General features: G+C 35.0%; 17 protein-coding genes and 1 pseudogene. 11 read left to right on the top strand and 7 right to left on the bottom strand.

The window, feature by feature from the left end:
• Positions 1-358 precede the first annotated feature (358 nt).
• From L323_RS24615 to L323_RS24605, 3 genes are all read left to right on the top strand, one after another.
• Entirely contained in the window at positions 359-820 is a 462-nt protein-coding gene (locus L323_RS24615) for an acyl-CoA thioesterase (RefSeq protein ID WP_020814308.1), read from the top strand.
• Positions 821-859: 39 nt separating this feature from the next.
• Complete coding sequence (locus L323_RS24610; protein WP_020814307.1) at positions 860-1666, top strand: aminoglycoside phosphotransferase family protein; 807 nt, start codon at positions 860-862, stop codon at positions 1664-1666.
• 82 nt (positions 1667-1748) lie between these two features.
• The gene (locus L323_RS24605; protein WP_020814306.1) at positions 1749-3197 is read left to right on the top strand and encodes a condensation domain-containing protein; all 1449 of its coding nucleotides are present in this window, start codon (positions 1749-1751) and stop codon (positions 3195-3197) included.
• Positions 3198-3255: 58 nt separating this feature from the next.
• Here L323_RS24605 and L323_RS24600 read toward each other — a convergent pair whose 3' ends face one another.
• The 4 genes from L323_RS24600 to L323_RS24585 all read right to left on the bottom strand — a co-directional run bounded on the left by L323_RS24600 (position 3256) and on the right by L323_RS24585 (position 6866).
• Positions 3256-4017 carry an SDR family NAD(P)-dependent oxidoreductase gene (locus tag L323_RS24600; RefSeq protein WP_020814305.1) on the bottom strand — a complete coding sequence of 254 codons (762 nt, stop codon included), beginning with the start codon at positions 4015-4017 and terminating at the stop codon, positions 3256-3258.
• Positions 4014-5069, bottom strand: coding sequence for a 3-oxoacyl-ACP synthase III family protein (locus L323_RS24595; protein WP_020814304.1), 1056 nt, complete (start codon positions 5067-5069; stop codon positions 4014-4016). The genes L323_RS24600 and L323_RS24595 overlap by 4 nt, the downstream gene beginning before the upstream one ends.
• A gap of 11 nt (positions 5070-5080) precedes the next feature.
• Positions 5081-5299: a phosphopantetheine-containing protein gene (locus L323_RS24590; protein ID WP_020814303.1), complete on the bottom strand. Its 219-nt coding sequence runs from the start codon at positions 5297-5299 to the stop codon at positions 5081-5083.
• Positions 5300-5402: 103 nt separating this feature from the next.
• Positions 5403-6866, bottom strand: a complete 1464-nt coding sequence (locus L323_RS24585) for a condensation domain-containing protein (protein WP_020814302.1) — start codon at positions 6864-6866, stop codon at positions 5403-5405.
• A 374-nt stretch (positions 6867-7240) separates the two neighbouring features.
• Here L323_RS24585 and L323_RS24580 point away from each other — a divergent pair, with 374 nt between their 5' ends.
• Positions 7241-8542 carry a phenylacetate--CoA ligase family protein gene (locus tag L323_RS24580; protein ID WP_020814301.1) on the top strand — a complete coding sequence of 434 codons (1302 nt, stop codon included), beginning with the start codon at positions 7241-7243 and terminating at the stop codon, positions 8540-8542.
• A gap of 157 nt (positions 8543-8699) precedes the next feature.
• Here L323_RS24580 and L323_RS24575 read toward each other — a convergent pair whose 3' ends face one another.
• Together L323_RS24575 and L323_RS24570 are read right to left on the bottom strand one after the other, a co-directional pair.
• A complete protein-coding gene (locus L323_RS24575; protein WP_020814300.1) occupies positions 8700-9956 on the bottom strand; it encodes a WS/DGAT domain-containing protein in 1257 nt (418 codons plus the stop codon).
• Between the two features lie 294 nt (positions 9957-10250).
• A complete protein-coding gene (locus L323_RS24570; protein ID WP_020814298.1) occupies positions 10251-11495 on the bottom strand; it encodes an OFA family MFS transporter in 1245 nt (414 codons plus the stop codon).
• A 294-nt stretch (positions 11496-11789) separates the two neighbouring features.
• Here L323_RS24570 and L323_RS41580 point away from each other — a divergent pair.
• The 6 genes and pseudogenes from L323_RS41580 to L323_RS24545 all read left to right on the top strand — a co-directional run.
• Positions 11790-11965 (top strand): annotated as a pseudogene (locus L323_RS41580) (transposase); the annotation flags it as partial.
• Between the two features lie 347 nt (positions 11966-12312).
• Complete coding sequence (locus L323_RS24565) at positions 12313-12552, top strand: RCC1 domain-containing protein (protein ID WP_020814297.1); 240 nt, start codon at positions 12313-12315, stop codon at positions 12550-12552.
• A 52-nt stretch (positions 12553-12604) separates the two neighbouring features.
• Entirely contained in the window at positions 12605-13213 is a 609-nt protein-coding gene (locus tag L323_RS24560; protein ID WP_020814296.1) for a right-handed parallel beta-helix repeat-containing protein, read from the top strand.
• Positions 13214-13251: 38 nt separating this feature from the next.
• A complete protein-coding gene (locus L323_RS24555) occupies positions 13252-13485 on the top strand; it encodes a hypothetical protein (protein WP_020814295.1) in 234 nt (77 codons plus the stop codon).
• 12 nt (positions 13486-13497) lie between these two features.
• On the top strand, positions 13498-13749 hold the full coding sequence (locus L323_RS24550) for a hypothetical protein (protein ID WP_020814294.1): 252 nt from the start codon (positions 13498-13500) through the stop codon (positions 13747-13749).
• Positions 13750-13822: 73 nt separating this feature from the next.
• The gene (locus L323_RS24545; protein ID WP_020814293.1) at positions 13823-14041 is read left to right on the top strand and encodes a hypothetical protein; all 219 of its coding nucleotides are present in this window, start codon (positions 13823-13825) and stop codon (positions 14039-14041) included.
• Positions 14042-14101: 60 nt separating this feature from the next.
• Here L323_RS24545 and L323_RS24540 read toward each other — a convergent pair whose 3' ends face one another.
• Positions 14102-14884: a hypothetical protein gene (locus L323_RS24540; RefSeq protein WP_020814292.1), complete on the bottom strand. Its 783-nt coding sequence runs from the start codon at positions 14882-14884 to the stop codon at positions 14102-14104.
• Between the two features lie 757 nt (positions 14885-15641).
• Here L323_RS24540 and L323_RS24535 point away from each other — a divergent pair.
• Positions 15642-16607: a hypothetical protein gene (locus L323_RS24535; protein WP_020814291.1), complete on the top strand. Its 966-nt coding sequence runs from the start codon at positions 15642-15644 to the stop codon at positions 16605-16607.
• Positions 16608-16629: the final 22 nt, after the last annotated feature.

The raw sequence follows: 16629 nt of genomic DNA, 5'->3' as shown, positions 1-16629 counted from the left end.
TATTCGTTTTTTGGTAGGATTTTGCCAAAGTTTCTTGACATAATACTTGACTGTAACATTTATGTAAATGGTTCATATAATGCTATTAAAGATCATAATGCAAATATAGTATAAATTATGTCTATTTAATTCCGTTATTTCTGTAGAAATACGAGTTAAGGGGCAAACAATTATGACAACAGAATTGAAAACTTATGATAAGAAAACTAAAGATACTTAAGGGAAAATATTAGAAACAATCTGATAAAACGGTAAAGAATTACTTTTATTTACATGGAACTCATAGTACAGAGAAAAGCCAAAAGTGTCTTTTCATTAATATTTATTTTGCCGCAATAGAGGCGGAATGGAGATTATAATGACAACCAGAACTTCGTTTCCTGTCAGGTATTCTGAAATAGATAAAATGGGTATCGTACATCATTCTAATTACCCAAAGTGGTTTGAAATCGGCAGGAGAGACTATTTGTACAAAGCAGGCATCCCAAATTCAAGTATTAATTCTCAGGGATTTTATCTTCCACTTTCAGAGTTGGAATGTAAATTTAAAAGCCCTGCAAGATATGGTGATGAAATAACAGTTATTACAGGAATAACATTTATATCCTGCGTAAAGGTAAGATTTGAATACAAAGTGCTAAACAAAAAAAGCGGAAAGACTATAGCATTCGGAAGTACTGTTCATGCGTGGACAGGTAGAGATATCAAGCCACTCAATATAGAAAAGGCAGCACCCCAAATATATACATCACTGAAGACTAGAGTAGAAATAGGCGGTATTAATGGGGACAACGGCACTATGTATGTTCACAGGCAATAATATCAACGCTTTCACAGCTTGATAAAAAAGGAGTCAACCATGAATAAAGGAAAATTGCTAGGCAGTGGTGTAACTGCCGAGGTATATGAGTGGGGCGAGGATAAAGTTTTAAAGCTGTATTTCAATAAGTTTAGTAATGATGAATGGGTAAATCGAGAGGCGAAAGTTGGATATTTAGTTCATGAATCGGGTATAACATCGCCAGCTGTATTTGATAAGGTTGAAATTGATGGACGTAAAGGTATAGTGTTCCAAAGGATATTTGGTAAGTCAATAATGGAGCATCTCAGGATACAACCTTGGGAATTATATTATTATGTGCAGCAGCTGGCAGTTTTGCAACATAATATTCATAAATTTTCGGTAAATGGGTTACCAACCCAGAAGGAAAAATTCACATATAAAATAAAGGCCTCATCTTGTATACTTCGCGGAAGGCTAAAAAGAATATTAGACTATATGGAAAGTTTACCTGATGGTAAAAGTATTTGTCATGGCGACCTCCATTTTAATAATATAATACTTTCAGGTAACAAATTGGTACCTATTGACTGGAATGGCGCCTATACGGGAAACCCATCAGGGGACGTTGCCCGGACATGCTTGATTATCCGTCCACCGACTTTTTCCGGAGTACCTGATCCAATGAATATGCTGAGCTATTACCCTAGACTGCTGGCATATCAGGTTTACGTAAATGAGTATATGAAGATTGCCAGAGTTAAGTATGAGGATATTGATGCATGGATGCTTCCAGTGGCTGCCTCAAGGCTCAAAGACAATATACCTGGAGAAAAAAAGTGGCTAATGAACATAATTGATAAACGCTTGGCACAATTAAGTTAACAGGGACTAATTACGTAATAATATTTGCTTTATTATAAAGCAAGGTTTAGCAGAAATTCTGATTTATTGGAGTGAATTTTATATGAAAGATATATATAAAAATAATAAGAATAATTACAACAAAATGATACAAAGTGTCACACGCTATTATAAAGATTATACTAAACTATTAGAAAAAAATTTCATGGAGCCGCAACATTTATATAATGAGGAAGATAGAGCAGGCACTTTTCCGGCTAACGGGCATGATATTTACAATTATGTAGCACGATACAATATGGCAAATCTTCAGATTCAAGCCATAATGAAGCTAGATGGAAGGTTGGACTTCGATAAATTAAAACAGGCCGTAAAATTGTCAATAGTTGTAGAGCCTATTTTGGGATGTCGGTTCATCGAAGATAGGAAGCCTTATTGGAAACCATTGGATAACATTAACATGATTGATTTCTGTACTTTTGAAGAGACTGAAAATATTGATCAAGCGATTCATAATTTTATACGAGATGATGTAGACCTTGATTTTGCTCCAATGGTGAATGTAAGGCTAATACGCTCAGGCCGAAGTGATGTTTTAGCTATAAAAATGAATCACGCTTGTTGTGATGGAATAGGAACACAGGAATATGTACAGCTTCTGGCGGACATATATACCAAACTTAATCAAAAGAATGGTACCTTTGAACCTGAGCCCAGAATAGCTGGGAGAAAAGACCAGGATAGAATGTTTGCAGAATTGGGTATAACAAATCAAGATGCGATATTTATACCCGGCTCGGATATTTGTATGCCTACTTGGCCATTTCCCTGGGAACAAAGCGGGTCTAATACTATTCTTATGTCAGTCTCCAGATTACATTCCGGGCATTTGGAGGAAATAAGTAAATATGCCAAAAGCCTTGACGCTACAGTTAATGATTATATACTTACTGCTTATTATAGAGCAATGCTTGAAATGGGGCAGCCTATATATGGTGTGCCTATGGAAATTCCAGTTACAATTGATTTACGTCGTTATCTACCTGATCATAAAACCATGGCAATAAGAAACTTTTCAGGTTCGGTAAACACCAGGCTTATAATGCTGATAAATGAACCCTTTAATAGAACTTTGAAAAGAGTTTCCAATATGATGAAAAAAATAAAAAAGGGGTATCCTGGTTTGCAAAGTGCTATTGGTCTGGAACGTTTAGAAAATATAAACTTTAAAGAAACACTTGCCTATTACCAGGCTGATACTAGCAAGACACAATCTACTTGTCCTCTGTATTTTGGTGATAAATGTGTACCTACTTTATCCAATTTAGGTATTTTATCAAAGTCTTTAATAAGTTTTGGAAATAACACTGTCATTGACGCTTTTATTTTACCGCCCGTTGTTCGTGCACCAGGCCTTTTACTAATGACAAGCACGTACAACTCCGTTTTAACACTTGCAGTTGGTTATTATAAGAGTACAGTCAGCAAGGAGAATATAGATAGGCTCCTTAGTTTAATAAAGAATGAGCTTATTCAAGGATATAAAAGTTAAGATAGGAATTTTGTATAAGAAAAGCGCCCGGTTACGGGCGCTTTTCAAAATTTTGAGTCTAGTGTGCTAAATAACCGCCATCAACCGTAATAGATGTGCCGGTAATAAACTTTGATGCATCACTTAAAAGGAATGCGGCTACGGAAGCGACATCCTCGGGTTTTCCCAGCCCTAAGATTTGCCGTTTTTTCAGATCGGTTTCAAAATCCTTATTGTTGACAAGCTCAATCAAACCATCATATATTTGAGATTTAATCATTCCGGGTGCAATAGAGTTTATTCGGATGTTTTTTGCTGCAAGCTCCAGTGCTATTGGTCTGATTGAACTGTCAAGGGCACCTTTGCTTGCACAGTACGCAGCCAAGCCCCTGGCACCTACTTTACTTGAAATAGATGATATTGCTACTATACTGCCCCCATTGTCATTATACTTCCTTTTGGAAAAATGTTTTACAAGCTCTATAAAGGAATAAAAATTTACAGACATAATACTTTTTAAATTATCAAGTTTTATGTATTGTATAGGAATTGTGCTTGAGATACCGGCTGAATGTACAATACCGTTAAGTTTTCTTCCATCACTACATATATTGTCTATCATGTCTTCTATTTCATCCAAATTATTTAAATCAATTAGGTAATAGGAATGGTTGCCGGGTTCCAGCTCGTTGAATGTTTCTTTCAACTTTCCTTCATTTCTGGCAGCCATAATAATGTTTGCACCGACTTTACTCAGATATATGGCAATGCCTTTTCCGATTCCAGAGGAAGCTCCGGTAACCAATATATTTTTTCCACTTAAATCCATTGGGTTTTTCACTTTTTATCAACCCCATCAAAATAATAATTAGTGTATATCATAGGGATACAAGCGGACTTTTTCATTTCCAGATAAATTGCTCCATAGGATAAACCAACACCAAAACCGCATAGTAGAAGTTTTATTGTATCATCCGATTGCTCTGAACCCAATGCATCAACCAGTGTCAGAGGAATAGATTCACCACTTGTGTTTCCGTATCTGTCAATAGATATGGGTACCTTTTCTATAGGAATACCCAGTTTTTTCGTCAAATGCTTAATAATAAATAAATTAGCTTGATGAAACACATACATATCTACATCATTTTTACCAATGGAGTTCTCTGCCATAAAGTCTGCCAAAGACTTTTGTACATCAGTTATAGTAAAGTTGAAAATATCAGCGCCGTTCATGGACAATTCATACTCCGACTTATCCACAATAGTTTGGCTCCTGCTTCTTGCATGGCCTGCAGGTACCATAATGTACTTATAGCCGCTGCCTTTGGTCTTCAAAAAGTATTTAATATCCTTACCTTCTGTTTTTTCCAAAGCAGTTGCTGTGCCTCCATCACCAAATATCATTGCAGTTGCACTGTCGTTCGGGTTTATTCCAAAATTACTGGTATCACCAACGAGTAGAAGTACTCTGTTTATGTTCTGTGTAGAGATCATTGTAGCAGCCTGCCACAAGCCGTAGACATAAGCGGAACATCCAAGGTTTATGTCAAAGGCAATACATTCATCACTTAGCCCGAGTCTATGTTGCATAACACATGCGGTTGCTGGTACTGCATAATCAGGTGTCTGGGTAATGAATATCAAGGCATCAATGGTAGAGGCCTCCCAGTTCAACCTTTCCATGAGCTTTTTTGCAGCAACATAGCATAAATCTGAGGCACATTGCTCGTCAATAGCTACACGCCTCGTTTTGACACCTGTCATATTAATAAACTTTTGTACACTTTCCTCTCCGAACACCCCAAAAAAATCTTCGTTATTTACTAAATGATCAGGTACTGCACATGCTATACCTTTAATCTCCACATTTTTCAATATACCGTTAGCCAATTAACCGCACCTCACTCCATTTTATCAATAATGTCCTGTATGGTTTTAAATTGCTTTATTTCCTCAGACTTGATGTTCTTGTTATAAACGCTATCAAACATAGCGATTGTAGTTATTACAGCCATGGAATCCCATTCACTGATACTATTCAGCTCTACAGTTCCATCCAGTGTATCTTTTTCGATGAGTAGCAATTCTTCCAGAAGATTAAGCTTTTCTTTATAAGTCATATCAAATCACCCTTTCTGCAGATGCAAATGTAATGTTTACCGTAATAATATATGCTGCTTTAGGACGATGTGTGAAATGTTTTTTAAATGACTATCCTTATGGCTATTGCCTGCAACCTTCCACCAGCTCATCTTTGATTTTATTAAGAAGACCTTCCATAGTACTCTTTCGGACTGAAGGTTTGTAATAGCCCACTGACAAAGTAATTACACCGTCATAGGTACTGGCTGCAAAGAGTATACCAGGAGCACGTACAACAGGCGGGATGATATATGCGTCAGTAACAACATTCTTGCCGAACCTGATTAAAGACTTAGAGGTAAATCCAAAATTTGATAATACAGGGGCGCACGTATTGACACCAGAAAAAGGACTTAGGGACTCTAATTCATTAACTTGGGATATAGCCTTGAAGTATGAGCAGATCTGGCGGAAACTCATTGCTTCAATGTAGTCTGCCATTCTGATATTTTCTGCATTTGGATGTTTGTTTTTAAAGTATTTCGTCAAGGGTATTATTCTAGATAAGGTTCCTTCAAAAGATTCATGAGGTTTCCTGCCTATTTTTATTACAACTCCTCCTGAGAGATTTCTTATTGCCTGAGCCTTATGGTCCGGGAGGTACTTTCGCAAATCCATTGTAATAGGAATATCCATTGGTACGCCGTATGGAGGCTTGGAAATTTCAAACATAGCCCTAAAAATTGCTGTTAAAATCAAATCATTAATTGTTGCATTTCTGGTTTTAGCATAATCTTTTAGTATATCCAAATGCCCGTAAGGAAGTCTGCATACCACAAAACGTGTATCACCCATTCGTCTGTTCTTCCAGTGAAACCTCCAGGTAGGCAGTGATATTTGTTCATGGAGACTCCAGGATGTATCCATACTTTCCTTGTCGAGTGCATATAATAGGTTCTCATGATCCTCCCTGTCTCGTACACTCGAGCTTGGAGTATATTCTTTATCTCCGGCATCAATACGGGAATAAATATCTGAAAGAAGTTGTATATATTCTCTTACACCAGCTCCATCACTGCATACATGGTTGATTTTCACACCCAAAGTATCATGTTTACCGGAGCGTATGAGTTTTACCATAAACATAGGGGCATTATCCATATACATAGGACTTTCCAGGAAGTGTTGAACAGCCTCGTCTATATTATCCGTCTCAACCAAGGAGCAAAAATTTATATTATCAATGTCATCAAAACGCTTCCAATAGGGTGAACATTTCTTAATAAATCCACATCCCAGGACTGGTTCTGCATCAACCGACAATCTTACTGCTTTTGCAAGCTTGTCGAAGTCCAACCTTCCATCTAGCTCCATAATGGCCTGTATTTGAAAATTTGCCGTTTTATACTTTGCAACATAATTAAATATGTCGTATGCGTTAACCGGTATAATTTCCGAACTGTCCACAGTATTTCTACATTTTTGTATATTAATACCGGAGTATTTAGCTAATGCCTTGTTAAGTTTCTTATAATAATTTTCTGCTGTTTGAGGCAACTTGGACATATTAATTTTATTTTTATCAGACTTCAATATAAACTTCATATTATCTCTCTCCATAAATAATTGGATTTTTAAATTCATAATTACCATATGTCAATGTTGTTTACATAACTATCTAGTTTTTTTTGATATAATCTCATAATGTTATATTATGTATTGCTTTATGCAACTGTTACAATTATATGGTTACGTTAATTACCAAAAAAAGTTATATAATTTAAGCAAGTTGGTACATTTGTTTCATTATGTAAATATATTATTTTTGAGAGTATTAATCGGAATATACTTATTAAAACATGTTGTATGAAAGTTAACTGATTATTGCTTTTTAGTGGAACTGTTATTATGTGTAATCTCTGACGCTATTTTGAGGATATGTAGTGGGCTTGCTGGATATAATTTAGGAGGGTAAAATTATGCAATACTGGAACTCAACATACGAGTGCATGTCGCGGGATGAAATGACCGAGGTTCAATCAAAAAGACTTATAGACACGATTAAGAGGGTTTATCACAATGTACCCCTTTACCGTAGCAAAATGCAAAAAGCCCGTATTGAACCCGGTGATATAAAATCATTGGAAGATTTGAAAAAATTGCCGTATACAAACAAGCAGGATTTAAGGGACACATATCCGTACGGGATGTTTGCCGTGCCGATGAGTAAGATTGTAAGAATACATGCATCTTCCGGGACAACAGGGAAACAGACGGTTGTGGGTTATACACGCGGGGATTTGGATATCTGGAGTGAAGTAGTGGCAAGGTCACTGTATAGTGCAGGTGCTAATAAGGAATCTATAGTTCAAGTAGCATACGGATACGGTTTGTTTACTGGAGGGCTTGGAATACATTACGGTGTTGAAAAAATAGGTGCCTCGGTTATACCTGCCTCAGGAGGCAATACTAAACGCCAGTTGCAAATAATGAAGGACTTCGGAACGACTATTCTGGCATGTACTCCATCATATGCACTTTATCTGGCAGAAGAAATGGAGGAAATGGGAATAGACCGTAGTGAATTAAGACTCATGGCCGGTATTTTCGGAGCGGAGCCCTGGTCAAGTAACATGAGAAAGAAAATAGAGGCACAGTTGGGAATCACAGCAACGGACATATATGGGCTTAGTGAAATTATAGGGCCTGGAGTGTCGATTGACTGCCCCTGCAAGTGTGGTTTACATGTACAGGAAGACCATTTCATTCCTGAGATAATAAATCCTGAGACAGAGGAAATTCTGCCTCCAGGAACAAATGGAGAGCTTGTTTTCACAACCATTACAAAAGAAGGACTCCCATTAGTCAGATACAGGACACACGATATATCCTCATTGAATTATGAAAAATGTCAGTGTGGGAGAACACTGGTGAGAATGAGCAAGGTTACAGGAAGAAGCGACGACATGCTTATAATAAGGGGTGTAAATGTGTTCCCGTCCCAGGTAGAGCATGTACTTTTAGAGGTAGGTGAAACGGCACCTCATTACCTTTTGATAGTGGACAGGATTGATAATCTGGATGTACTTGAGATATGTGTTGAAATGTCTCAGAATATGTTTTCAGATGAAGTTAAGAAAGTTGAAGACCTTGAAGATAAGATTAAGAAAGAGGTAGAAAGTACTTTGGGAATTAATGCAAATGTCAAGCTTGTAGAGCCCAAGACCATAGAAAGAAGCGAAGGTAAGGCAAATAGAGTGGTAGATAAGAGGAAATTTTAGTACTGTAATTATTACTGCTTACAGGATAACTTGGTCTCTTTTATAGCCGTTTCTACCTATTTTTAATATATTCAGAAAAAGTGGAGGAGAGCCTATATATAGGCTTTTCTTATGTAGTGATGGGAAAATAGTTAAATCAAGCTGATTACCTGTTAATCTATGTAAAATTCAACAATTCATCATCTATCAGAGCGAAAAACTCACTAATGGCATCACGATCTTCTTGACTACCATATAAATTAACACTTAATGTCATCTTATTGTTAAAACTGCTTATAGCCATTTGGAAATGTGGACGGTATTTAATTGATCCGCATATATAAGCATTTGAAATAGGAGAGCCTAAGAATACTAACTTTTCTGAATCAATGATTCCAATGTTCGTCATGCATATATTGGGGTTTTTTAATAAATTCTTTAGTATTTTATACGGAAGCTTACCTTTACAAAACCCAAATAAAGTATCTAATTTTAAGAAAGTATTTAGCCCTAAATAATTATTTTTCTTATTTTTCATTTCATTACTTATTTTTTCTAAGGTTTGCAAGAAACTTTCATCCTGGTAAACACAAGCATTTATAATTGCAGTTGAAGAGAGATTAGTAAGTGTATTTAGGGATTTATCCTTTAAATGTCTTCTCATATCAATCATAATTGGTACACCAAATAATTCTCCGTCTATTTTTATTATTTTTGACAGAACTCTAAAATATGCAGTAAGCATTACGTCATTTACGGTTACCATGTTTAAATTACAAAAATTTCGGATTTGTGTATACCTTTCTGTTGAAACCTCATGAGTTAATATAAAGGGTGAAATATTCTCATTTATACTCATTGGAAATTTGTATTGGATGCTTTGATTATTATCTTTTTTATTGAATATCAGGATTTTGATTTTATCAATTAAACTTAGTCCTGAAATGACATCCTTAAAGCCTCTGTCACCATCTATAACATATTCAGGCTTATAGTCTGACTCTATAAGAAGTCGTGAGTATATTTCGGATAAAAGATAGACACAATGCTTTATTCCTGCACCATCAGTGACCATATGGTTAACTACGATTGATAGTGAATCGCTTTCTGCTCGCAGCAAGCAAAATTTAATCTGCGGGCCAAGCTCTTCATTTGTTTTGGAAAAAGTAAAAGCTTCAAAATCTTTATAACTTTCTACAACATAAAAATATTCTTTTAAAGTATCTGAATCCTCCCAATACGGGCACACTTCGTTTTGTTTATACACTCTTGCCAATATAGGTACAGTATTAATCAATATTCCGGCTGCCTTTTTCATAATAAGAGAATTAACCTTTGTCTCAAATTTTATTACACAATGTACCTGGTGATCGTTAAAACCAGTCGTATGGTATAAGTACTGTAAATAGTCGAAGGTTTCAGCTTTGTATTTCATATAGATTACCCCCTGTTTCACAAAATTCTTATCTGAAACATTAAAGTATTACTTAATACATAATATAGACTTAGTTCACCTTTTATACATTTAGTGACGGGATGATAAGATGAAGGATGAATCTGAGGTCAGTCAACAATACTTATTTATTTGTCAGTATAACCGGTGAAAATAAAAAACTGTTGGGGTGCATGTGAACCTTTGGGAAGTATTTCAAACAAGAAGAAGCCCTGCCGCCTTCAGGGATGAACCGGAAGACAACAGGGCAAAAAAGCTGGTATTGGTATTGTCACCTCAGTGAACACTTACCTTTTTTACTTTCAAGAGTAAAATAAGCAATATTCCCACGCCTGCGCAGATAGCTGCGATTATAAAAGCCGGGAACATCAAGGATATATCAGTAGCGGCTATGTTTTTATAATATCCGGCCACATATGAGGAAACGACCGCTCCAATGCCAAATCCCAGCAACACCATACCGTAATTTGTTGCCATGTGACGAGCTCCAAACAAATCAGCGGTAAGCGCTGGGAAATTACTTAAGAAACCGCCATAGAAAAAGCCTATAAAGGCGATAACGACATAAATCCAGTAACCATTTGCGGCATTGACAAATAAGGACATGACGCCCGAGCCTGCAAGAAGGATAATAAGAGTAAGCTTGCGTCCTATCTTGTCCGAAATTATACCCCACAGGAGTCGGCCAAGCGAGTTGCATATAGATATTATAAGAACTCCCACCACCGCAGTTGACTCAAGTCCTTTAGCAACTGCAATAGGCTTGGCAAATCCAATCATCATAAGGCCGCCCATGCAGGCGAGAGCCATTGCAAGTGTAACAAAATAGTAAGAAGGCGTTGCAAGGACTTGCTTTGGTGATAGATCAGCACCTACAGGTGCGGGGGATTCGTGCACTGCCGCTCCACTCGGATCTTGTTTCTTATTTGCAAAGTCGTCAGGTGGGTTTTTGATCACAAGTCCACCAATTGTACAAATGACAAGAAAAAGTCCGCTGAGAACCATAAAGGTTTTCTGTTCGCCCACCTGCTGCCCACCGAATTGTTTGATGAGAGCTTCTATAATCGGTGTAAACACAACACCACCGAAGCCGAGCGCTGAAACGATAACCCCTGTGACAAGCCCTTTTTTGTGGGGGAACCACTTTTGTGCACAAGATATAGTTGTCGAATAAGTGAATCCCATACCGACGCCACCCATGACCCCGTAAGTCAGCCAAAGCAGCCACGGTACAGAAGCGGTGACAAATGAAGCAAAGAAAAATCCGAGAGAGAGTATTACTCCACCAATGATGACTACAGTGCGGATTGAGTATTTTGCAGCAAGCTTTCCGCCTAAAATGCTTCCAAATGTGAGGGTAGCAAGAAGGAGCGAGAATGTAAGGCTTGCAGCTGCGTTGTCACCATCAAAGATGCTTTTTGCGATACCTGTCTGAAAAAGGCTCCAGAGATATGCAACACCGAGGCAGAGTTGAATCGCGATTGAGGCGATAATTGAATATACAGGTTTGTAATTTTTCATTTCAAACCTCCCTTATATAATAATTGTTAAACATTGTATATTATTGTAAATAAGTATGCTACTCACTTTCTGCCCACTTTTCCTTAAAAATACAATGAATCTTGCTATTTTTTAAAGAAGAAAGTCATTTTAAGTAAATAATTGTTAGGTAAATATATCACTGGAGCAATCTCCTACTGGTCGATAAAACCGACCTTTTAAACCCAATTAACAACATTTCACATGGGTTTTATTACATTACAACGAAATTTTATAACAAAAGATCATTTCATATATAACATGGTCTTACATTAAATGAAATATGAAGATAAATATAGAAATAGAGAATTTTGGTGCAGAGGATATTATGTTGATACAGCAGGCAAAGATGCGAAAAGGATAAAAGAATATATACAAAAGCAATTAAAGATGATCAGCTGAATGGTCAACTCACATTAGACTGTGATAACCCGTTAATGGGTAGCAAGTAATAGTTCTGTCGCATGTGGCAGACCGTACCAACGCCCTTAGGCGTGGCTAGTAGTAAAGGGCTACGCCCGCTAAGAAAAACCCCCGGCTAGGCCGGGAGATAGTTTTTATAATATAAATATTAATTCTCTACTATTTAGATTCCATAAACGATAGACAAGCAAGCATATTGTGGTAAAATTAGTATTGAATTCAATTAAATTTCTTCAATAAAGGGGTTTATATGAAAAAGAAAACTGTGCTATGAAAAACTATTCTATGACTTTATCAAATACCTATTCTGGTAGCTAATAATTATCTCAGTTTTGGCGACAAGTTAAATTAACATTTTACAGGAGGTATAGATTTAATGAAGAAGAAAAGTATATTATTTTTTTTTGTTATTGCTTATTTGGCAGCGTTCTCCATAGGTGCTAATTGCACAGATGTCTCCGCAGATACGGATAAAGGCACGAAAAACACACAGATTAGTATAAGCTCAACTTACTGTGTAGTACTTCGGTCAGATGGTTCGGTTTGGGCATGGGGTAAGAACGGTGACGGTCAGCTTGAGAATATGGAAGTTACTGATTCATACCCAATATTGTAAAATTTTAACAAGTAGTTATAAATAAAAAAATAATAATTCTGTGGAGGTCTTAATGAAGAAATTTATTAAACAGTTTGCGGGGCATACACCCAGTGAATATACCTGTAATGCGGGGGTGTTGTCTTTTTCGAATTGTAGTGATATTGAAATTAATAACTCAGAACTTTATGGGTGTGGAAGTGTAGGTATCTCTACATATAGAACAAAACGCTTAAATTGTGTAGACACAATAATTGACCATTGCTCACTAAGAGCAGTTGATATACAAAGATCTGAAAAAATTAATTTTACAGGGTGCAAACTATTAAATCATGAAGCATATAGCAACATTGTATATGCTTATATTTCAAAGGAAGTTACATTTGAAAAGTGTGAATTCACAGACAATAACAGTTTTGAATGGAGTTTCTTTGAAGTCTGGGGGAATACAGATTTATTAATAGATAAGTGCAAGATAGTGAACAATTTACAACCTAGATATGGAACATGGGATGCCAGTGCATATTTCTTCAAGACGCAGGAAATTGACGGAGGAAGTACAAGTAAAATTACAGTTAAAGATACTGAAATCACAAATAACAGATGTGATTATTTTTGTGATGATGAAAATTCTGTTACTTTTGAAAACTGTAAAATAAGTGATAATGAGTGGGAAGAATGATTCTGTTTATTAAGTAGAATTATATAACGGGGGAAAATATGGCACAATTAGGAAGTATACTTTTTTACTTAGTTCTTGCAATGGTTTTGTTTTTAGCTGTATTTGCAATAATTCGAGGATATAAAGGTCTTAAGACAGGAAAAAACTTTGAAACATCAGACAAAAAAATAAAATTCGTTTATGGGCTGCTTTCGGTCATACATATGTCGGCGGGTATTTTAATAGCGTTGTGTTATTTGATTGCAGGAGTATTGATTATAATAAATTTGTAAAGGTGTGGTTTAATGGGTTTCCTTATTTTTATGCCGTTTATTGCAGCTATAATTGGAATTATAATTGCTTTCTTCTTTTTCATAGGAGTATGCCTAATAATTATGGGCGGTACAGGCGTAGCAATGAACAAAATATACAAAAAGCAGACAAAAGTTAAATACGGTGCATTAAATTCTTCATGTAATATAATATCAATAATTTTAGGAATTATAATTTTACTATTCCCTCTGGGATGTGTTCTGTTTGGAATTATTTCAAACTAAAAATAATTAAGTATTAGCCAAGTGATTTAAATAATGAAGTTTAATTGCTTGGCAATACCCGGAGTATAAATAAATGGATATAAAAAATATTATTAAAAAATTATTAATTCATCTACTTATATTTTCATTGTTTTTTGTAGTTTATAACATGCTCATTCGTAGAAGAATATATACAGAGATTGATTGGTTGGACTATGTAGTATATTTATTTATCATTACCATACCTGTTGTTTTGGGGCAGTTATCTAAAGGAAAGTTTGAAAAAAACAAAGGAAATAATAAGTGTCCATAACAGTGGAGCTGTAAATACAAAAGGCTTCCCTTAAAGGAAGTCTTGTTCTGCTTAATTAAATTACAATTTATGGTAAATTGCATTCAAGAGTCTTTCTACTAATTCACTCTCTTTTTGTTCAATTTCGGAAAGGCTATCTACCAATTGGGACAGACAACGTTTTTTACCTCCTACAAGGTATTTAAGATGTTGGTTTCTTATTTTAAACATTTCTTGTTCAATGTATTTATAGCCATCATATATGTATAAGTTGTCGTTTATGTAATTATTTTTGTACATATATTCCAATCTCATAAGCATACATTTCTTATGTTCATACAGGATATGCAAAAAGCGTATATCAGAATCAAAATTTTCACACATCAGTGACTTAAAATATTCTTTAAGATATTTATAAACTTCTAATCCAAAAACCCTGTTCACTAACAAACATCCATTCATTCTCACTCTTTCGGAACTGTTTCTGCTGTTATAATAGTCGTCAAGCATCTCATAAACCAGCCTCAAATCAAAATCATATTTAACGTTATCCCGTTTTGAGAGAAGATGAATAAATCCTGTTTTGTCGTTTTCTGAAAAAAAGGCTTTTTCAAATTGTAAAAAACTTATTTTAGAAGAACCATAGTTCCGATTTTCATCAAAACCCATTAAGTAATACTCCATTTTGTTAGAGTCATAGCCGTAAATCATAAAATCGTGATTAAAATGTTCTTTATTGAAGAAAAACCTGTTAGGAACATAGAATTCATCAAATGTTGAGTAGAAATAATCCTTATTATTTATACGATCCATTATAAAATTGTGGATGTTTATGTGATTGTTTGGAACGATTTCCTTAACCATTACATGACATCCCAGCAAAGGGTTTGAAGAAAACGAATTAGGGTAAAAAGTCATGGGAATGCTGAAATCTTTGCTTAGTACAAGTTGTATATAATTACTGTAAAACCAAGGCATACAATCTTCATAATTTAAAAGAATATTGAGAGGGTATGCTAAATAATGTAGACCTATTATGGGTGACTCAGCTATTGGTAATTGAACAACACTCATAGCATTGCGCCTTTCACAATAAAAATTTTAAAGGTCTCATGAGAAAGTACTTCTGAAATCCTTTAGTGTAATTGTAGAAAAACGCTACTGTAATGTCAATAGTTAACAAGATTAACTTTAATCTATAAATAATAGAATTATAAAAGGCTGACTATAGATTATAAGGGTACTTACACCCTATAAATGACAAAAAATAATAATATATTACAAAATGCAACAAAAAAATATATATATACATAAAATAGCATAAAAGAGCACACTTGGGTAGCATTGACAATAAAAAAGTGATAGTTTAATATATATTACATAGATTGCTAAATATCCACATTTAAAGTACTATTTAGCGAATATTGACAAGAATACTTGAAAAACAGACAGAAAAATTCTGAAATATGCTTAATCGTCGCGGAGTCGCGTTAACTTATGATGATGAAATAATTAGCTTCGCCTTGTAGCACCGAATCAGGTGTGATTGGGCGAAGCTATGTTTTATATAAGAAAAATAATATTTATAGCATAATCATAGAAGGTTTGGAAAGGAAAATATATGGACATACGTTTAAATTTTAAACCATTTAATTTATTTTGGATGGACTGTCAGTTTAATACACTTTTTTCAATATTGACTTCTATGGATAAGAGCTATAAAGTAGCTGCTTTACTAAACGATTATTCCTATGCTATTGAACAAGAATATACACCCAATAATACCTGGTATAATGAAGTGTTTGTGGTAAACACAGTTATTAATGGAGACGTTTTTAGGAATAAGTTCTTTCCTCAACAAACTTCTCTGAATTTTAAACATGATGAAAATTATATAGGGTTAATCAAGAATTATATAAAGAATAATGATGTTGTCATGGTTGGAGTAGATTTATTTTACTGGATTCCCAATAGTGTTTGCTGGAATAAGCATCACTGGGAACATTATTCATATATTAATGGGTTCAATGATGAAAAAGGAGTATTTTACGTTTTTGAAGAGAACTTTTATGGATTTGGAGAGTTCGAAATTCCTCAGGACAGGATGATGAAGGCAATTGAAAGTTCTCCTCTTGAACCACATGCAATTATATACAAATTATGTAATGCTGTAGACAAATATGAGCTATCAGTTTCTGAGGTAAAATCTAATGCCAAAAGGATAATAGAAGAGATTTCTAGAATCATACCTATTGACTTTTGGATTCTAAGTGAAAAAGATTTCACTGAAGGCCATATGTGTGACCTTATTTCTACGCAAATTTTTCAAATTATAAACAGGCATATTGCAAACCAATTGCTGATTAATGAATTAGAAGATGCAATAGGCAATTTACAATTCAAGAATGAACTTGATAAATACTGTATTGAATTACAGGATGGATGGAATCAGGTTAAGACTAAATTAGTAAAAATATATTATTCAAATAATAGAGAATTAATGATTCATAACCTAAACAAAAAATGTAAAGATTTATTTTTAAAAGAAATTGAGATGTGGGATGCGCTCCTTAGATACACTAATTGAAATTACGGCTATATACTGGAAA

It is taken from the genome of Ruminiclostridium papyrosolvens C7, from assembly GCF_000421965.1.
GTDB classification, from domain to species: Bacteria; Bacillota; Clostridia; order Acetivibrionales; family DSM-1351; genus Ruminiclostridium; species Ruminiclostridium papyrosolvens_A.
This window is presented reverse-complemented; position numbering and strand designations above follow the sequence as displayed.

Coding starts and splice junctions, on each gene's coding strand:
- L323_RS24615 (WP_020814308.1), top strand. CDS start 359: ATGACAACCAGAACTTCGTTTCCTGTCAGGTATTCTGAAATAGATAAA.
- L323_RS24610 (WP_020814307.1), top strand. CDS start 860: ATGAATAAAGGAAAATTGCTAGGCAGTGGTGTAACTGCCGAGGTATAT.
- L323_RS24605 (WP_020814306.1), top strand. CDS start 1,749: ATGAAAGATATATATAAAAATAATAAGAATAATTACAACAAAATGATA.
- L323_RS24590 (WP_020814303.1), bottom strand. CDS start 5,299: ATGACTTATAAAGAAAAGCTTAATCTTCTGGAAGAATTGCTACTCATC.
- L323_RS24585 (WP_020814302.1), bottom strand. CDS start 6,866: ATGAAGTTTATATTGAAGTCTGATAAAAATAAAATTAATATGTCCAAG.
- L323_RS24580 (WP_020814301.1), top strand. CDS start 7,241: ATGCAATACTGGAACTCAACATACGAGTGCATGTCGCGGGATGAAATG.
- L323_RS24575 (WP_020814300.1), bottom strand. CDS start 9,956: ATGAAATACAAAGCTGAAACCTTCGACTATTTACAGTACTTATACCAT.
- L323_RS24570 (WP_020814298.1), bottom strand. CDS start 11,495: ATGAAAAATTACAAACCTGTATATTCAATTATCGCCTCAATCGCGATT.
- L323_RS24565 (WP_020814297.1), top strand. CDS start 12,313: ATGAAGAAGAAAAGTATATTATTTTTTTTTGTTATTGCTTATTTGGCA.
- L323_RS24560 (WP_020814296.1), top strand. CDS start 12,605: ATGAAGAAATTTATTAAACAGTTTGCGGGGCATACACCCAGTGAATAT.
- L323_RS24555 (WP_020814295.1), top strand. CDS start 13,252: ATGGCACAATTAGGAAGTATACTTTTTTACTTAGTTCTTGCAATGGTT.
- L323_RS24550 (WP_020814294.1), top strand. CDS start 13,498: ATGGGTTTCCTTATTTTTATGCCGTTTATTGCAGCTATAATTGGAATT.
- L323_RS24545 (WP_020814293.1), top strand. CDS start 13,823: ATGGATATAAAAAATATTATTAAAAAATTATTAATTCATCTACTTATA.
- L323_RS24540 (WP_020814292.1), bottom strand. CDS start 14,884: ATGGTTAAGGAAATCGTTCCAAACAATCACATAAACATCCACAATTTT.
- L323_RS24535 (WP_020814291.1), top strand. CDS start 15,642: ATGGACATACGTTTAAATTTTAAACCATTTAATTTATTTTGGATGGAC.